This is a genomic window from Anaerocolumna sp. AGMB13025 (assembly GCF_029689925.1).
In the GTDB taxonomy this organism is placed as follows: Bacteria; Bacillota; Clostridia; order Lachnospirales; family Lachnospiraceae; genus Anaerocolumna.
The window spans coordinates 1,338,728-1,356,314 of sequence record NZ_CP121445.1 but is presented as its reverse complement, the minus strand read 5'-3'; the positions used below and the strand labels follow the sequence as shown (position 1 = coordinate 1,356,314).

Here is a 17,587-nt window from a genome sequence, read left to right as displayed (position 1 = left end):
TTCTTCAAGCTGCCTCCTCCATACATTTGATATATCATATTATTACATATCTTTTATGATATGTCAATGAATATTTTAATTATCATTATTTAAATTGTATACTAATTTTACTATTAACATTATTTTCTCGTCATATTTTACTTTTATTACTAATTTTTGCTCAGCTTTTAGTGTTTTTATTGATATATCATACCGTCAATATATTTCTATTAATCTGTAAAATAATTTTTCAAATCATTTTTTTATCTAATGTTTGACAATATATCAACTTTGATATACTATATTTACAGAAATACATAATCCTATAAAAGGAGGTGGTATAATGGATCAAAACATTAATAATGACAATAATCAAACGAATCAGACGGCAAAAAAAAATTTATACGAAATTATTATAGATGACATTTACAATATAATCCAAAGCGGTAATTTTTCTTATGATGAGCCAATTTGTACCGAAAAACAGCTTTCACTCCAATACGGGGTAAGCAGGATAACGGCGAAACGGGCAATTACGGATTTGGAGCATCAGGGTATCCTATACCGTAAAAGAGGTGTGGGAAGTTTTGTAGTCAGAGATTCGGCAGCAAAGAAGCCCAATATATCAATCCCTTCCCAGGCTTCCAACACCTTCGCCTTTTTACTTCCTTTTGATACAGCAAAGGGCGGTTTAATCGATACGGTGACGGAAGTCAGTACCAGCCTTAATAAAGCAGGATATTTTATGGGGATCTATATCACCAGTGAGAACGCTTCCAAGGAAAAATACACGATCCGTCAGTTATTGGAGCAGAACATTGCCGGTATAGTATATTACCCGAAAAGCAACAAAATTTATTTAGATCTTTTAAACAATTTTGTAATCAACGGAAAGCCAGTTGTTATCATCGATAAAACCAATGATTGTTCTTATATTCATAACGTGGTATCGGATAACTTTGAAGGCGGTAAGCTGTTAACGGAACACCTTATTTCACTTGGTCACAAAAAGATTGCCTTTTTATCTAATGCATCCATTGATGAAACGTCTTCTGTCCGCGACCGTTTCGGCGGATTCATCCACACTCTCCGCAAACACAGTATATCGGTGAATATGGACAATGTTGCAAGCGGCCTTGGGTTTTTAACGGAACATACTGCTATCTCCCACACCAGCATCCCTCAGTTAAATTCTGTAATCAGCCGATTATACTCTAACGGTGTTACAGCCATTGAAACAGAAAATGACCAGGTAGCTTATTCCGTAATCTGGGCCTGCAAGGAATTAAACATCAGAGTACCGGAAGATCTTAGCATTTGCGGTTTTGATAATACCGTTTGGGCACAGAAAACTGAAATGGGTATCACCACCGTAAGTCAGGATTTTCCCGAAATCGGCAAACAGATCAGCCAGATTTTATTATCCTCTTTAAAAGACCCTGGCTATCCGGTTCAAAAAAGCGCTGTTCCAGTTAAATTAATTGTGCGTGGTTCCACATTGCCTCCCTCTCAATAGGGGGGTTAATGGCTTATTTAGTAATTTTATGGTAATTTCATTATAATTTTTCCTTAAAATGGACTTGATATACAGAGTTTATACAACTCCCAATATCAAGTCCTATTTAGATTTAATTATCTGTTTTATTGAAACAATCAATAAGCATTAAAGTGTAATTACTTTACACACCGGAGTATGACCGGTCAGATTGATACTTCTCTCATCTGGCTGGTTAAATCCAATATAAATCTTGTATTCGCCATCACAAAGTATGCTTTCGCCAGCTTCATTGAATATACCAAATGCATCTTTGTTTAGTTTTATTTCTACCTGCTTTGACTCACCGGGAAGTAACCTTACCTTTTTCAGTCCTTTTAACTGATATTTCGGTGCGGATACATACGGAGCTTTTATATAAATCTGCAGGGTTTCAGCTCCCTTTAAGGCTCCGCGATTGGTTATTAGCGCTTTTACAATAGCGCCTTCTTTACTCTCCGAGTTAATTACTTCTACCTGCTCCAGAGAAAAGCTAGTATAAGATAATCCATATCCGAAAGGATATAAAGCAGCTTTCTCCATATAACGGTAGGTTCTGTTTTTCATGGAATAATCTGTAAATTCGGGCAGATCCTCTGTTGACCGGTAGAAGGTTACCGGCAATTTGCCTTCCGGAGACTGCTCGCCGAATAAAATTTCTGCGATTGCACGACCACCCTGGGCTCCCGGATACCAGGCTTGCAGGATTGCCGGGATTTTCTCTTCTTCCACTGCCAGGGAGCTTCCGGATAACAATACTAAAACAACCGGTTTACCGCTTTCTGCAATGGTGTTCAGTACCATTTTCTGGATACCCGGTAATTCGAGGCTGGTTTTATCGCCGCTGGCGTATTTATTATTTGGATCACCTTCTTCCCCTTCAATTCCTGCATCCAGACCAAAGCAGGCAATGACGATATCACTTTCTTCGCAGACTGCTTTAACCTCAGAAATACGGTCGTTAACCAGGCCGAAATCGCTGACATGTTCCATGTACAAGTGGCAGCCTTCTGAGTATCTTACATTTACTTCCTCGCCCAGATAGTCCTGAATACCTTCAAGTACTGTTACATATCTTGAGGAGGTGCCTTCATAATTACCTACTAATGCATTGCGGCTATTGGCGTTAGGTCCGATTATACCAATGGTTTTAATCTTTTCTTTTTTAAGAGGAAGCAAATTGTTCTCATTCTTTAAAAGCACTAAGGTTCTCTTGGAAGTTTCCAAATTAAGCTCTCTCATTTTTTGGGAATCAACACTGGTATAATCAATTGATTTATAAGGCATCGCATCTTTTTCTTCAAATAATCCCAATTTCATCCTGGCAACAAAAAGCCTGGTTACTGCTTCATCAAGCTTTTCTTCTGCAAGAAGCCCGTCTTCCACTGCTTTTGTAAGATAGAAAAACATTTTACCGCAGTTAAGATCACAGCCGTTATCCACGGCCATAGCTGCCGACTGCACTGGTCCGTCCGTTACTCTATGGCGTTCATGAAAATCCGCAATAGCACCGCAATCCGAAGTCACATGTCCTTCAAAACCCCATTCGCCTCTTAGTATATCCGTAAGAAGAGTCTTACTGCCGCAGCAGGGTTCCCCGTTTACACGGTTATAAGCACCCATAACTGCTTCTACATGAGCTTCTTTTACGCTGGCTTTAAAAGCCGGAAGATAGGTTTCACGAAGATCCTGTTCTGAAACTTCTGCATTAAATTCATGGCGGATGTTTTCCGGTCCTGAGTGTACGGCAAAATGCTTGGCACAGGCGGCTACCTTCATAAACTCACCGTCTCCTTGCATACCGTTAATGTATTTCACCGCAAGAGTTGATGTAAGATAAGGGTCTTCACCGAAGGTTTCATGTCCTCTTCCCCATCTGGGATCACGGAATATATTAACATTAGGAGCCCAAAATGTTAACCCTTTATATATATCCCTGTCCTCAAATTTTTGCTGCATATTGAATTTTGCACGACCTTCTGTAGAGATGGCATCAGCAACTTCATAAAGCAGATCTTCATCAAAAGAAGCAGCAAGTCCGATCGCCTGTGGAAAAATCGTTGCTACCCCGGCTCTTGCTACGCCGTGCAGAGCTTCATTCCACCAATTGTAGGATTTCACCCCCAGACGTTCAATTGCAGGCGCTGTATGTAACGTCTGAAATACTTTTTCTTCCAGGGTCATTTTGGATACCAGTTCAGCTGCCCTTTCCCTGAATTCTTCTGTTCTGTCGTAATATTTCTTCATTCTTCCTCTATTCTCCTTTTTCACTTCCATTAACCTTTATTTACATATTCTTTTTCACTTATTTTTTCTATTTCTTTTAATTTTTGTTTAGCTTATACCTTTTGTTTCTTTTTTGTTATATCTTTTTTGTTGTATCTTTATTTTATATCTTTTTGCTTTTATCTATATACTTTTATATGTTACCTTTTATCTTGTTCCTGGTAACTATTTTCGAATAGACCCTTTTTTATTCTTCTCTGATACTGCCGTCTTCATATAAAACCAGCTCTCTGCCGTCTATCAAAGTTTTGGCAATCTGGCTGACGGAGGCAGGATAAGCAGGATTCTTCTCCAGTAATATCATAGGTTCCATATTGCCGAATTGTCTGCAGCAATCCTCCAAAAGGTAAGCAAATGCCGGTGACGGCGTCCAAATAGCATCTTCTTCGGCATTCAGATCAAGAGGTGCCGCAAAGTAGATTCCCACTCCTTTGCCGTAAGGGTTGGCAAAGGAACAGAATGCTTCTTTTGTCATAACAGCTCCGTGTTTGCGCTCTTTATTCTTCATTAGAGGAATAACAGAATTGTCCAGTTTGTTCCAGGCAATCATAGAATGCTGTCTTTCCAGGGTTTCCAGTTTTTTCATCCAGGGCAGTGCTTGTACGAAATATTCACTGTGACCCCAAACTTCCTCTGATTCCTCCTTCATGCCGAACACTTTCTCAAATTCCGGAACTGCCTGATCTTCCAGGTCATGGGGATGACAGTTGCTTAAGAGTATGCCGCCTTTACCAACCCATTCTGCAATCTTATTCAACACTTCCGCTCTCGTAACATGGGTATCTAACATAACAAGGACACGGCTGTTCTTTAGTGCACCGTCTAAAATCATCTGCTCATCGGCTGCATTAATCATATAATTTTTCCGTATTGCACAGATGGAAGCACGGATACTGTCCGGTATAGGTGTTCCACCAAGAAGTGCTTCATCTAAAGGCCAGAAAAATGTTATACTCTGGTTTGTTTTTCTTTCCTTTATTAAGTCCTGATGCTCTTTTACGTAATTTCCACCGCCGTTTTCCACTCCCTTCTCCATCAGATTGCCGTAGTAATGGAACACCTGGCGGTTACCATAAGCTGCACTTCCGTACATACGGACTGCAACACCTTTTGGAAGAATAGGGCCAACGGGTTCCAGTCCCATATAGGAGCCGTAAAATTCACAGGCGCTATGCATATGTATGGTCAGATATACATTTTCATAGAAATTATTGCCTTCATTGGTTAAGCGGATACCGCCCTGGTACTTTGCTGTAATTTTCGCCTGATCTGAGAAAGAGGAGCCGTGTTCTGGTTCTTCAATTCCTCCGGTGCAAAGATAAACCGGTGTATCCGGAAAATGCTCTCTGCAGGCTTTCATCCAGAACTGGGCATAATCTGTCATTGATTTGTGATACCATAACAGGAAATCCATGTAAGCTGTACGGCTTGGCATATACACACGAAGGAAAGGCTTAACTTTTTCAAAGGATTCATAATTGGTACGCCAGGCTTTATTTAGCACCTCAATATCTCCGTACCTGTCTGTCATTGCAGCCCTGAAAGAAGCAACGGCATCTTCACCGCCGCACCAGAAACCTCTGTGGGTATGATAATCCCCCGGCCAGTTTCCGACTACAGGAAAGATTGCTTCGCCATAATCTCCGCATATACCGGGTTGAATACTCTCTACTATATCCCAGGGCAGATAATGCTCTGCAAATGCTTTTAATACCCGGTCTATTTCTGTCAGGAAATCAGGATTCCAGACAGACTCAATAGGGTTTGCCTTCTTATGTTCCAAGCAAACCAGATCTTTATGTAAATCACTTTGCAGCCACCAGTCCGGAGCCGCGTATTTCGGTCCCATTAAGATAAAGGGTACAAACTTAAGTCCCGCCTCCTGTAATAACTTTACCTGGCTGTCATAAGGTGCCCACTTAAATTCTCCGCGAACCTCCGGTTCAAAGTCCCTCCAGTAAACATAAATCTGTACTGCGCTAAACCCGTGTTCCTTTACATAATTCAGTGCTTTTACCACTTCATCCCTTTCTTTTTCAAAAGGTATGCCGCATACTACTATTTCACCCATAATTAATCTCCTTTCCATAAACATCCAACTGTCTTGTTCCTTTGGATACTTTCGATAAATAAAAATTATCGTTTTATAAATTGCTATCCAATCTGTAAAAACACGATTCTCAGTTTTTGAGTTTGATATATCATATTCCCGTTTTTATCATATCATATTAGTTATGATATATCAATTATTGTTTTATATCTTTTGGAGTAAACATATAAGCCGAATAACTAAGTAAGCGAAAACCACCTTCCTGATAAGAGTATTCATCTAATACCTCACCAAGAAGGTGGCATTACTTCCATAAAAATATTAATATACTTTTGCGAAATACCATAAGTGGATTATCGCAGTAACTTTGCCAGATTACCCTGATAAATAATATTAAGTTCATGCAAAGCTCTGGTAATTGCAACATATAATAACTTAGCATCCCCATCACTGGCCTGATAGCGTTCTTCATCAGGATTCCACAGAATTACAGAGTCAAATTCCAGACCCTTTGTCATATGGATTGGAAGTACCATAACACCATTGGTAAAGTTCATTTCATCCATATCCTCCTTAAGAGGTGTAACCGTTACATACGGATCCAAAAGTCCATAGACCTCTCTGGTTTCCTCTATTGTCCGGCAGATTACGGCAATGGTGGTATAACCTCCCTTTAAATTGCCTTTAATCGTATCCACTGTCTTTTTTAGCATATCCTCTTCCTTGTCTGCCTTAGTTACCATAACTTCTTTACCGTGCCTGATAATCGGTTCAATATCATACGTTTTAAAGCTGCACTGTCTTAATACTTTACTTGCGTAATCAGATATTTCCACCGTATTACGGTAACTTTTTGCCAGAACATAAAACTTATCTTTTGACAGTGAAAATACCTCCTCCTTTAAGGTTTCCCAGTCATTCATACCAGTATCGTAATGGATATTCTGGGTAATATCTCCCATTATGGTATAAGTACATTCTTTAAACAACTGTTTTAACACATAGAAAACGGAAACGCCAAAATCCTGTGCCTCATCTACAATAATATGGCGTACATATTCAAAATCCCTGGAAAGTTTCAGCCGCTTTTTAATAAAGGTCAGCATACCAAGGTCGTAAATATCCAGAGTTTTATTACTTAAGTTCATTTGAAGCAAATGAATCACTTCTGTTTCCGGTATATCTAATCCCAACTTTATATATTCACTTTTGTTTTCAGCCAGGTCCTTTAAGAACTTAAAATACTCCTCCATGAAATTGATTTTACTTTGTTTTTTCCCAAAATAATCTTTGAATTTTTTGACCTCAACATTGATAAATTCTTTTTCCTGCTGTTCTTTTTCATTAACCAGACGCACTTTACTGATTAAACGTTTATTTAACAAATCTATCTTTTCCTGTAACGGCTTATCCTTAAAAATTGAAAGAAACTCCAGAATTTCTTCCTCCGTATATATGTCCTTCTCATGATAAGTAATGGTTTTAGGCGCAAGGACATTCTGTTCATATTGGTTTAAGTATACTTCCAAAGCCTTAATAAAGTGTATCGAGCCTTTGAATCTCTTTAAAGCTACTGCTGTGTCCGTCAGCTTTTGGCTGCTTAATTTGGTAAAGCTGCTGCTTAAGACATAGTTTCCTTTTTTCAGGTTAAAGTCACCCTCCAGCAACTGAATTAAAAATTCCTCTAAGGTCATTTGATTGATATTATAAACATCCAGATTTGGCAGTACTCCGGTAATGTAATTTAAGAGCATTTTGTTGCTGCCGATAATATAAAACTCATCAGAGCGGAACTTTTCTTTATAATTATAAAGGATATAAGAAATCCGATGCATAGCAACCGTTGTCTTACCGCTGCCAGCTACCCCCTGTACAATTACGCTGTGCCAGGGCGTGTCTCTGATTATTTCATTTTGTTCTTTCTGAATGGTGGCTATGATTTCACCAAGTACCACTTCTTTGTTTTTGCCAAGATATTTAGTTAAAAACTCATCATTTGCAATAACATCCGTGTCGTAAAAATCCACCAGTTTACTGTCCGAAATCTCAAAGGTACGTTTTAGATTAAGACTGACATAAATTGGTTCACCATAGGGCGACAGATAGGAACTTTCTCCCACATCGCTGTCATAATATACACTGGATACCGGTGCTCTCCAGTCAATGATAATCATCTCCGTGGTGCTTTTACTGATACCATTCTTTCCAATATAGAGGGAAAAGTTTTTATCCTCCGGGGTTTCATTACTTAAAACAACGCCTCCACTATGTTCCACATAATCAATTCTTCCAAAAAATGGTTTCTTTTGTGCAGCTAGATTCTTATATAACGTGCGTTCAATCTGGGATTGCATACTAAGTCCGATCACCAAATCGTTATGAAGTTCCGGATTGTCAGAATGATAGTGATCATAAAGTTCTTTTGTTTCTGCCCGGGTTTCCTTTAGTTTAGCCATGCTCTCATCTATATTTTTCTGAATTACTGCTAAACACCGACTCAATTGTTTTTCTTCTTTTTCCCACTCACTTCTTAGCTCTTCATGTTTTGTCCCGCCATCTTGCATCTTTAATTCTTCCATGATACCTCCTTATAGGTCTTTTGCGAACTAATGGTTTAAGTTCGAGATTTGTGTCTGATATCTTTTCTCCTTCCGTCTGTTAAATAATAAAGGTTTTTTTTAAAAAACACTAGACTTTAATTTCAAAATATGTTAAGCTGTATAATGAAGTCTAAGCAAAAATAAGTGATAACTGGCAGAAGGATCTGGCAGTTTTTTTATTGCTTATAATTTGAGTCTTAAGTAGTCCTTTACTTTGTTACATCTGATTCTAAGGAGTATAGAGAGAAAGGTTTTCGATATTTTTACCTGAGAGAAGAAATATTAATCATTATACGGAAAGATTGAGGGAATTAATTTCTGAGAAATGGGAAATAAGGCGGCGTGAGTACTTTACAAGAATTTGGGATTATTTAAATATATGAAGTTGTTATAAAATGGCTAATGGCTGATGAAATTACAGATACAAAAAACATCCTAACAAGATTATTTTATATAAAAATTATGGAAAGTATGTGGAAATGGCTACATTCTGTATCTTCAGCCATTTCCACATACTTTCCATAATTTTTCATTCACACTGAATTGGTAATCAACTGACCTTCCAAAGTCCTTTGATTATTTCTATCTTGATTATATATCATTAAATAGAAACGATTCTCTTCCAGATAATTTATTTCTAAAAAATTGTGACAGCTTTTTCTTACAATTTTGCTGCAGCGATTGATATAAAAGAGTCCGAATTATTTTGTATCGAATTAATCTGTACCGATTTATATCTTACTGTTTCAGATAATCCAAAACAGCCTCTGCCAAGTCACTGCTGTTTTTCCTCTTTGCTGCTTCGCCTTCTAAAAATTCTATTATTTTAATTAAATTATGTACAGAACCGCCTCGTTCGATAATCTGCCCGATTATTTCCTGTAACTGCATCAAGCTTATTTTCTCTGGGATAACCCCCTTAACGACTGCGGGATAGTGTTCCTCCAGATTATCTACCAGGCTTTTTACCATCTGTTTGTTAATAATTCTGCTGTAATTACAGCGGCAGATTTCTTCTAACTGATTCATCAGCCGTGCAAAGGAACGTTCTTCCTCTTCTTTTAAGGTATCATCAAGTAAAACCCAATCATAAGTCAGAATCCTGTATTCATATTTTTTAAGTTCTATAGCATCTCTTAACCGCACCACCGGCAGCAAAACACCGTACTTTAATGCCATTCGCTCACGTAAGTCAGCCACACCCTTAAAACCTTCTTTTTGCTCCTCCAATAATAAATCAATTAAACCCTCCCCTACCTCTAAAATAAGGGGATCTGCAATCAGTTTATTTAATAACTGCTTTCTGGCTGTTTCATCACCGCTCTCTGTCAATTTTACCTCAGCCAATTTTCCATTTAACAGATAATCCATGGAACAATCAAGCATATCACAGATGGAACTTAACATAACAACATCCGGATAACTGGTACTCCTCTCCCATTTTGAAACTGCCTGTGGGGTTACGCCAAGCTTTGCCGCCAGTTCTTCCTGGGTCAAACCTTTATCTCTCCTTGCATTAGCAAGTCTTTCATCAAAACCATATATACTCATATCAGCATCTCCTTTCTATCCAGATAATACCATATCCAGACGGGCAAGTAAAACAACCTTGTGTTTATCTTTTTATAAACTGATTATGGTAAGTCTTATTCCAGTTGCTCTAGTTTTTGTCAGTGGTGGAGCAATCATTATAATGAATATATCCGGTCAGGATATTATTTAAATTTTATACAATTTGACCATTGTGTTAATTTATTAACAATGTTATAATTCATTTTGAAGACAATAACCACAATGAAATGATTAAAAGGAGGATTTTATTATGATGAGATACACATTACCAAGAGATATGTACTATGGAAATGGTGCTTTAGAACAGCTTAAGAACATAAAAGGAAAAAAAGCCATCCTGGTTTTAGGCGGTGGTTCTATGAAAAAGTTTGGTTTTGTAGAAAGGGTAGTTAAATATTTAACAGAGGCAGGGATTGAAACCAAACTCTTTGAAAATGTCGAACCGGATCCTTCTGTAGAAACTGTAATGAAGGGTGCTAAAGCGATGCAGGACTTTGAACCGGACTGGATAATAGCCATGGGCGGTGGTTCTCCTATTGATGCTGCTAAGGCTATGTGGGTGTTCTATGAATATCCGGATACTTCCTTTGAAGAAATCATACAGCCCTTTTCTTTCCCCGAGTTAAGACAGAAGGCTAAATTTATAGCAATTCCTTCTACCTCCGGTACTGCAACAGAAGTAACCGCATTTTCCGTAATTACCGATTATGCTAAGGGAATTAAATATCCGCTGGCTGACTTTAATATAACTCCTGATATTGCTATCGTCGATCCGGCTTTAGCAGAAACTATGCCTCCTACTCTGACCGCTCATACCGGTATGGATGCTTTAACCCATGCGGTAGAAGCTTATGTATCCACCCTTAACAGTCCTTTTACCGATCCCCTTGCGATAAAAGCTATTCAGATGGTGTTTGAATATCTTATGGCTTCGTATCAAGGTGATATGTCAGCCAGGGAACAGATGCATTATGCTCAGTGTATGGCAGGGCAGGCTTTCTCCAATGCACTTTTAGGTATTGTCCACTCTATGGCCCATAAAACCGGAGCTGCTTTTTCTACCGGACATATCCCTCATGGCTGCGCCAATGCCATCTATCTTCCCTATGTAATTAAATTCAATGCGAAAACTGCACAAAAACGTTATGCCGATATTGCAAGAAGTCTTGGAATTACCGGAACGGATGCAGAAATTGTAAAGGGACTTTGTGATAAAATAGATGAATATAATGTTAAGCTTGGTATACCAAAGACTCTAAAGGAATTTGGGATTAACGAAAAGGAATTCTTAGAGAAAGTGGCAGTTATTGCAGAACTGGCTATCGGCGATGCCTGTACCGGTTCCAACCCAAGAACGATTACTGTAAAAGAAATGGAGAAACTCCTTACTTGTACTTATTATGGAACTGAAGTTGATTTTTAGTGTCTGCCGTTTGGATAAGATTACCAAACAGTTAATATACTAATTTGTATTTGCATCGATGCAATAGTACAACTAGTATTTCTTATATGACTAGTGCAGTCTATAAACTTAAAAGCCCATCCTGCCGATGATTTGCAGCATATCACTCTGCTGATTACTCCTATCATCGGCTAAGGCACGGCTTTCCTTATTCTATTTTCTTTCATCTTTACATGTAAAATCTGATTTTCCAACTTATTTCCGTATCCCGAAATAAAATATCAGGCACTATATATTTTCTTGTCTAATCTCAATGCCTATACGCCTTTGGCATTACCTCTGCTGGTTTTATTGTTAGTTCCGGCTATATTGGAGGTACTGGTAACTTGATTCGTTCCGGTTACGTTGTTTCTTCCGGCTGCATTACTACTTCCGGCTACTTGATTGTTTCCGGCTACTTGATTGCTTCCGGCTACTTGATTGTTTCCAACTACTTGATTGCTTCCGGCTACTTGATTGTTTCCAACTACTTGATTGCTTCCGGCTACTTGATTGCTTCCGGCAATATTGCTGGCTCCAGCTGAACTTTCATTTGGTACCGATAATATAGGGGCTATCGGGATGATCGGTGTTGGAGATATCACCGGCAAATCAGGTATAAAGGTATCTAAAATAGATAAATCCGGCAAGACATTTAATTTTGCTTCCAGAATTAGTTCCAGTCTGGTGACACTGTACATAACAGCCAATACAGAATCGTTAACTTCCAGTACTTTATCTATGGTGATGCCAGGGCTTAAAAGTGCCGCCTGTATCTTCTCTCCTTCCGCATTAATGATATGGGCAAGAGCGGTTTTTTGCAGTGCGGTTGATTCTATAATATCTGTAAGTGCCCGTTCTCTTGTTCCGAAACCCGGTATGATAAAAGGCATGCTCATATTAACCCTCTATTCTTGCGCACGCTCTTTGCGAATACCAAGTTTGTGGTGCGCAAGCACAAACTTGCGGTTGAAAAAATTCATTTTTCAACCTTATCCCCCTGTTGTAAGTATCAGTATATAGTTTCTATATATCATATGTGGATTCAACTTATGTGTTCAATTAAAACTGACAAAATAAATGATATTTAGCCAAATATTTACTGAATATTTGTTATTTCCAAAGTTTCCAAGGCGGGAAACTTGCATATAATAACATATCAAACATATTATTACACGAATAAAGGAGGGGATTTAAGATGGATTTATTGGAACCATACCATGTACTTCCATTATCAACAGATGGTTACCTGTTATATAAGGGAATCGCATTTGACGGCTGTTTCTTTTATCTGACCATGCCAAAAACACATCATATCTACCGGTTTAACGAAGACTTTGAGTTATCGGCCACCTTTGAAGTAAATAGACCATACAACTGTATTTGCTATGATAATACGGAACATTGTTTTTGGGCCTCTGTGGATAAAATAAATACTATGATTTATAAACTTGACTGCAATTTGAAAGAAATTGATTTTATCCGATTAAGTATATCCCCTAAGTATTCCTCTGTAAATGGACTATCCTACAACTGTGAAACCAATTCCCTGTTCGCTGCTTTTTCGAATTTTATTGTAAACATACAAAAAGACGGTAACACCATATGTCTGTTAACCTCGGAGAGAGGCTGTTTTAACGGGGTATTGTCCATCTCCCCTTATTATCTGGTTTCCCTTCTTTCGGATAATACACAGTCTATCTCTGTTTATGACCACAGCGGTTGTTTAATTGCCTCTTATTGTTTAACCGGGATATACCGGGTAGAAGATATGCTTTTTTATCCCTGGGATGGCAAGGATATGGAAGTTATTACCCTCTATATTTTAGCAACGAAACACTGCTGCTATCCTCGTCTGCTTAAATGCAAGCTTGATAACAAAGATTTTAAGTTATGCTGCTGCAATTACGATTTCCCACCGGAATGCTTTATGCATAAATCCAGGGAACAGTGTACCAATGATATCATAGAATCCATTGCCCTGGAAGAAGCTGCCCTCTCCCACATCTTAAATGAGCTGGGTTCCAAACTTCAAAAATCTACAGAAATGGCTGACAGTATTTGTGATATGCTAGAAGTCAATAAAGCTGTTAATAAGACAATTATGAATATTACCCAGTTAGAGCATATCCTCTATGCAAAAATGGAAGCACTGAATTCCTTTAAACCGAATTCCTGTGGCAGGGACAAATCTTCTTAAAGCATTAAGAAATTATCCGTACAACCCCTTTATCACCATCCACCACAATTTCCTGTCCATCCTGTAATACCTCGGTTGCATTCCCGCAGCCTAAAACAGCCGGAATATCATATTCTCTTGCTACGATAGCACTATGGGACAATGGTCCTCCGGTATCTGATACGACAGCGGCGGCTAATACAAACAACGGTGTCCAGGATGGATCTGTATATCGGCAGACCAATATGTCCTCCGGCTGCATTTTGTCAAATTCCTGTAAGGATACTATTTTTCTGACCCGTCCCCGGTATTGTCCCCGGTTCCCGGATATGCCTCTCAGCGTATTTTTATTATCAAACTGTCCCCCAAGGGATAGATTAGCCCATAACCTTTCGTTTTGCGGACGGTTTGCTTTCCTTATCTCAATCCGGTCTTTATAATCCTTCTCCCCGGCAGCCAGATCATATACCTCTGATAAGGTAAGATAGAGGATATCCTTTTGCTGATTAAATATATCCGGAAACCGGAGATTAAGTTCAAATGCGATTCTTCGTGACAGCCCATAGCACATCTCTATCAGATAAAGACTTTCTTCCCGATTCACATGATACCCACGTATTTCCTCAATTTTTGTACGGATTTTGGAGGCTTTCTTCTTTGTATAATGCATATCAATCTTAGAAAGAATTGTTTGATACTTACCATTTTCCGTGTCCTTTTTATCGGACTTTAAAAGGACTTTTATCAAAGAAAACAGGGAAGACATATCTTCCTTCCATGATACGGAACCAAAGGCGCAATAGCTGCTGTTAGATTTCCAGCCAAATTCCTCTAAAAACTTCTGCAATAAATCATAGAAATCAGGAAAATGCTCCTTTATGGCAATGCCATCCTTTATGGAATCACTATCCTTTATAGCATTACTATCCTTATTTGTATTACTTTCCTTAATAAGGTTACTATACTTAGTAGCATTACTATCTGTTCTGTTCATGCAAGCTATGGTTTCTTTCAGTTCAGCATGATTCTGAATATAAATAGAAAGTTTTCTTAATGCAGCATTCATCTCCCAGGTCTTGTAAGGCAGATTGCTTAATAAGTCATATTCATTGATGCTTTTATCTATCCGGTGCAAAACCGGATAGAGTAGCTTGGAAACAGCCACGGAAGGAAAAATATTATACCGAAAACGTATATAGGCAATTTCTTCTGAAAGGTCCATCAGTTCTTTAAGCTGTAAAACCAACTCAGAAACTGATAGCTGTGATAAGACCAACTCAGATTTTTCGTTTAACTTATTTTTAATCCTTAAGAAGTTTTGTGAAGTGATGGCGGAATTGGTGCTGTAATTAGTAAATCTCCGAATAAGAAAGGGAACCTTTGCAATCCGGGGAGAAATCCGCTTCTTAGCTGTCGAAAAGAAAAGTACGCCTTTTTCATCCATGGTTAAATCACTGCCAAGAGAAATACCTAATTCCTGAAAAACTTTTGCTTTTGCTTTATCTACTATTGCACACGGCTCTACATCCAAGGGATAAAGAGGGGTAGGGCAATGTTCAATCCAGTTACTTAGAACCGCCGCCAAAGAAGTGCTAATCTCTGTCTGCCTCTCCTTCGTTTTATTTAATGTTGTAATAGGACGGGACTGCAATAAATAGAGTTTACCCTTTGAAATAGCCCATTCGATATCCTGGGGGCTGTCATAGTGCTGTTCTGCTTTTCTGCCCATTTCAAAAACCTCAAGAGCTTGCCGGTCACTTAAACATAAGCGGTCTTTTTGTTCCTGGGGTGTTTTTCTTTCCTCTACACCAGTAGTACCGCAGCAGATAATAATCTCTTTGCCCCCCAGCTTTTTATCAGTGATACCTCTTTGCTTTTTACTATACATATAAATATCGGGGGTCACTTTTCCCGATACAATTGCCTCCCCAAGTCCCCAGGAGGCATTGAGCATCATCAGCTCCTTGTCCTGACTGACTGGGTCAGCCGTAAAGAGAACACCGGAAATTTCACTTTCTACCATTATTTGAATTACAACTGCTAAAGACACTTTGACAGAATCAAAGTCTGCCTGTTTCCGATAAGTGACGGCGCGAATGGAATAAAGGGAGGCAAAACACTTCTTAATTGCTGTCATAAGTTGTTCCTTACCAACAACATTAAGATAGGTCTCCTGCTGCCCGGCAAAGCTGGCTTCCGGCAAATCCTCGGCAGTAGCCGAGGAACGGACTGCAATTCTCATATTATGTCCCAGGGTTTCATAACTTTCTGTTATTTCCTGCTCAAGATCAGACCAAATCTGTCCCACTGCTATGAAAGCTTCAAGCTTACCGCTGGAATTAAAATCCTGATCGTTAAGGCTATTTCGGATCATATACTCATCAAATGCATTAGCAGTTATACAAAATCCCTTTGGAACCGGAAGACCTGCCTGAAACATTTCACCTAAATTTGCCCCTTTTCCTCCGACGATAGATATATCTTTTATAGATACTTCATCAAATCTTTTGATATATTTCATAGCTGAATCCTCCTTTTAAGTAAACCTTACTTAGGTAATTTTAAAAATTCAGATATTGTCATTGTATTTACAATTGCCCATCTACTCTTACATTTAGTTTGTTATTGCTTTATACCGAAATGACAGGGACGCTGCTACCACCCCTGATAAAACCAGCAGCAAAACGCCTCCAATGTAATATTCTTCTGTAAATTTCAGTGAAAACTGAAATAGTATGGTTCCTATGCTGCCGCCAAAATTACGGATTAAATGAGCGGTACTATTTACACCGGCACCATGGCTCTGTGTCCTGGCAGCGATATATCCCAACAATACAGACATTAATACACCGGAACCAAAGCCCAGCAGTCCTACTGCTAAGGGAAATATAAACGGCATAAGGATGCTGCCTGTTAAACCCGCCAACCAGCCAAGTAATATAGCTGATCGTTCTGCAATTTTAATCACTCCTCCCAGAACACTTCCAACACCCATGAGAACAACAAAAACCGCCAGCAGACTTCCTGAGGCATCTGCACCAAAGCCCAGAGAAAACTGCATAAGACTTGGCAGATATGTAAGACATACATTATAAAAGGCTCCCAGCAAAAATACCTGAAGACACAGATTTCTTAATAAAGAATCATTTGCAAATTCCTTTGGCAGCAGTATATTATCTTTTTTCATATCCTTTCTTACCACAAAGAAAAGCAATACTACACCGAGCACCAGATATAGATATTGCTGATAATAGGCTTTTTCAATCCCTAAGGTGGTAAGCAAAATCCCAAGTATCATAAGCAAATGCTTCCTAAGATGAAAGGATACTGTCTGGTTTACCGGAATACTCTCAGGAAGATTGTAAAGCACCAACCAGAAACTAAGTAGTTCAACCGGAAGCAAAATATAAAATATTACCTGCCAGGAAGCAATTATGGGCAGATAACCGCCAGCTAAACTGCCCAGTCCATTGAATATAATCTGTACAACGGCAAAAGCCGCAAAAACCGCTGAGTACTTTTCCTTCTCAAATTGTTCACTTATAATTCCATAAGTTGCCGGCACTACTACTCCTGCTCCTATTCCCATAACAGTTCTTACGATAACAAGGTGGAGCATGGAACTGCAAAACGGGGCTGCTGCCGTACTTATGCCAAATAGTATGGAACCTATGATGAAGTTTTTCTTGTTACCAAATCTTTGACACAACCCACTGGATAAGATAATAACCGAGGATGAAGCCAGTATATAGCTGCCATGTATCCATGAATAAAAAGAAACTGATTTGAAACTCTTACTAATTGATGGTAACGCACTGCTGAAATAGGTTTGCATAATAGTTGAAGCACCCATACAAAGCAAAAGACCAATAAGTATCGCAGTTCTTTTCGGTTTATTCATGCCGCAACACCTCCTTTAGGTACAGTATACTATTAACCTATGAAA

10 protein-coding genes are annotated in these 17,587 nt (G+C 38.7%); 3 read left to right on the top strand and 7 right to left on the bottom strand.

The annotated features are described in order from the left end of the window. Positions 1–322 precede the first annotated feature (322 nt). Positions 323–1,495, top strand: a complete 1,173-nt coding sequence (locus tag QA584_RS05675) for a GntR family transcriptional regulator (RefSeq protein ID WP_278273540.1) — start codon at positions 323–325, stop codon at positions 1,493–1,495. 147 nt (positions 1,496–1,642) lie between these two features. On the opposite strand, the gene QA584_RS05670 is transcribed toward QA584_RS05675, so the two are convergent. From QA584_RS05670 to QA584_RS05655, 4 genes are all read right to left on the bottom strand, one after another. Next, positions 1,643–3,760, bottom strand: a complete 2,118-nt coding sequence (locus tag QA584_RS05670) for a glycoside hydrolase family 3 C-terminal domain-containing protein (RefSeq protein ID WP_278273539.1) — start codon at positions 3,758–3,760, stop codon at positions 1,643–1,645. Between the two features lie 226 nt (positions 3,761–3,986). Beyond that, positions 3,987–5,870 carry a family 14 glycosylhydrolase gene (locus QA584_RS05665; protein ID WP_278273538.1) on the bottom strand — a complete coding sequence of 628 codons (1,884 nt, stop codon included), beginning with the start codon at positions 5,868–5,870 and terminating at the stop codon, positions 3,987–3,989. Positions 5,871–6,202: 332 nt separating this feature from the next. After that, positions 6,203–8,428 carry a HelD family protein gene (locus QA584_RS05660; protein ID WP_278273537.1) on the bottom strand — a complete coding sequence of 742 codons (2,226 nt, stop codon included), beginning with the start codon at positions 8,426–8,428 and terminating at the stop codon, positions 6,203–6,205. Between the two features lie 759 nt (positions 8,429–9,187). After that, entirely contained in the window at positions 9,188–10,000 is an 813-nt protein-coding gene (locus tag QA584_RS05655) for an FHIPEP family type III secretion protein (protein WP_278273536.1), read from the bottom strand. Positions 10,001–10,271: 271 nt separating this feature from the next. On the opposite strand from QA584_RS05655, the gene QA584_RS05650 reads away from it, so the two are divergent. Next, positions 10,272–11,444, top strand: a complete 1,173-nt coding sequence (locus QA584_RS05650) for an iron-containing alcohol dehydrogenase (RefSeq protein ID WP_278273535.1) — start codon at positions 10,272–10,274, stop codon at positions 11,442–11,444. A 296-nt stretch (positions 11,445–11,740) separates the two neighbouring features. Here QA584_RS05650 and QA584_RS05645 read toward each other — a convergent pair whose 3' ends face one another. Next, on the bottom strand, positions 11,741–12,361 hold the full coding sequence (locus QA584_RS05645) for a hypothetical protein (protein WP_278273534.1): 621 nt from the start codon (positions 12,359–12,361) through the stop codon (positions 11,741–11,743). A 299-nt stretch (positions 12,362–12,660) separates the two neighbouring features. Here QA584_RS05645 and QA584_RS05640 point away from each other — a divergent pair, with 299 nt between their 5' ends. Next, entirely contained in the window at positions 12,661–13,662 is a 1,002-nt protein-coding gene (locus QA584_RS05640) for a hypothetical protein (protein WP_278273532.1), read from the top strand. Between the two features lie 4 nt (positions 13,663–13,666). Here QA584_RS05640 and QA584_RS05635 read toward each other — a convergent pair whose 3' ends face one another. Both QA584_RS05635 and QA584_RS05630 read right to left on the bottom strand, forming a co-directional pair. After that, entirely contained in the window at positions 13,667–16,162 is a 2,496-nt protein-coding gene (locus QA584_RS05635; protein ID WP_278273531.1) for a PEP/pyruvate-binding domain-containing protein, read from the bottom strand. A gap of 93 nt (positions 16,163–16,255) precedes the next feature. Next, positions 16,256–17,542, bottom strand: a complete 1,287-nt coding sequence (locus QA584_RS05630; protein ID WP_278273530.1) for an MFS transporter — start codon at positions 17,540–17,542, stop codon at positions 16,256–16,258. Positions 17,543–17,587: the final 45 nt, after the last annotated feature.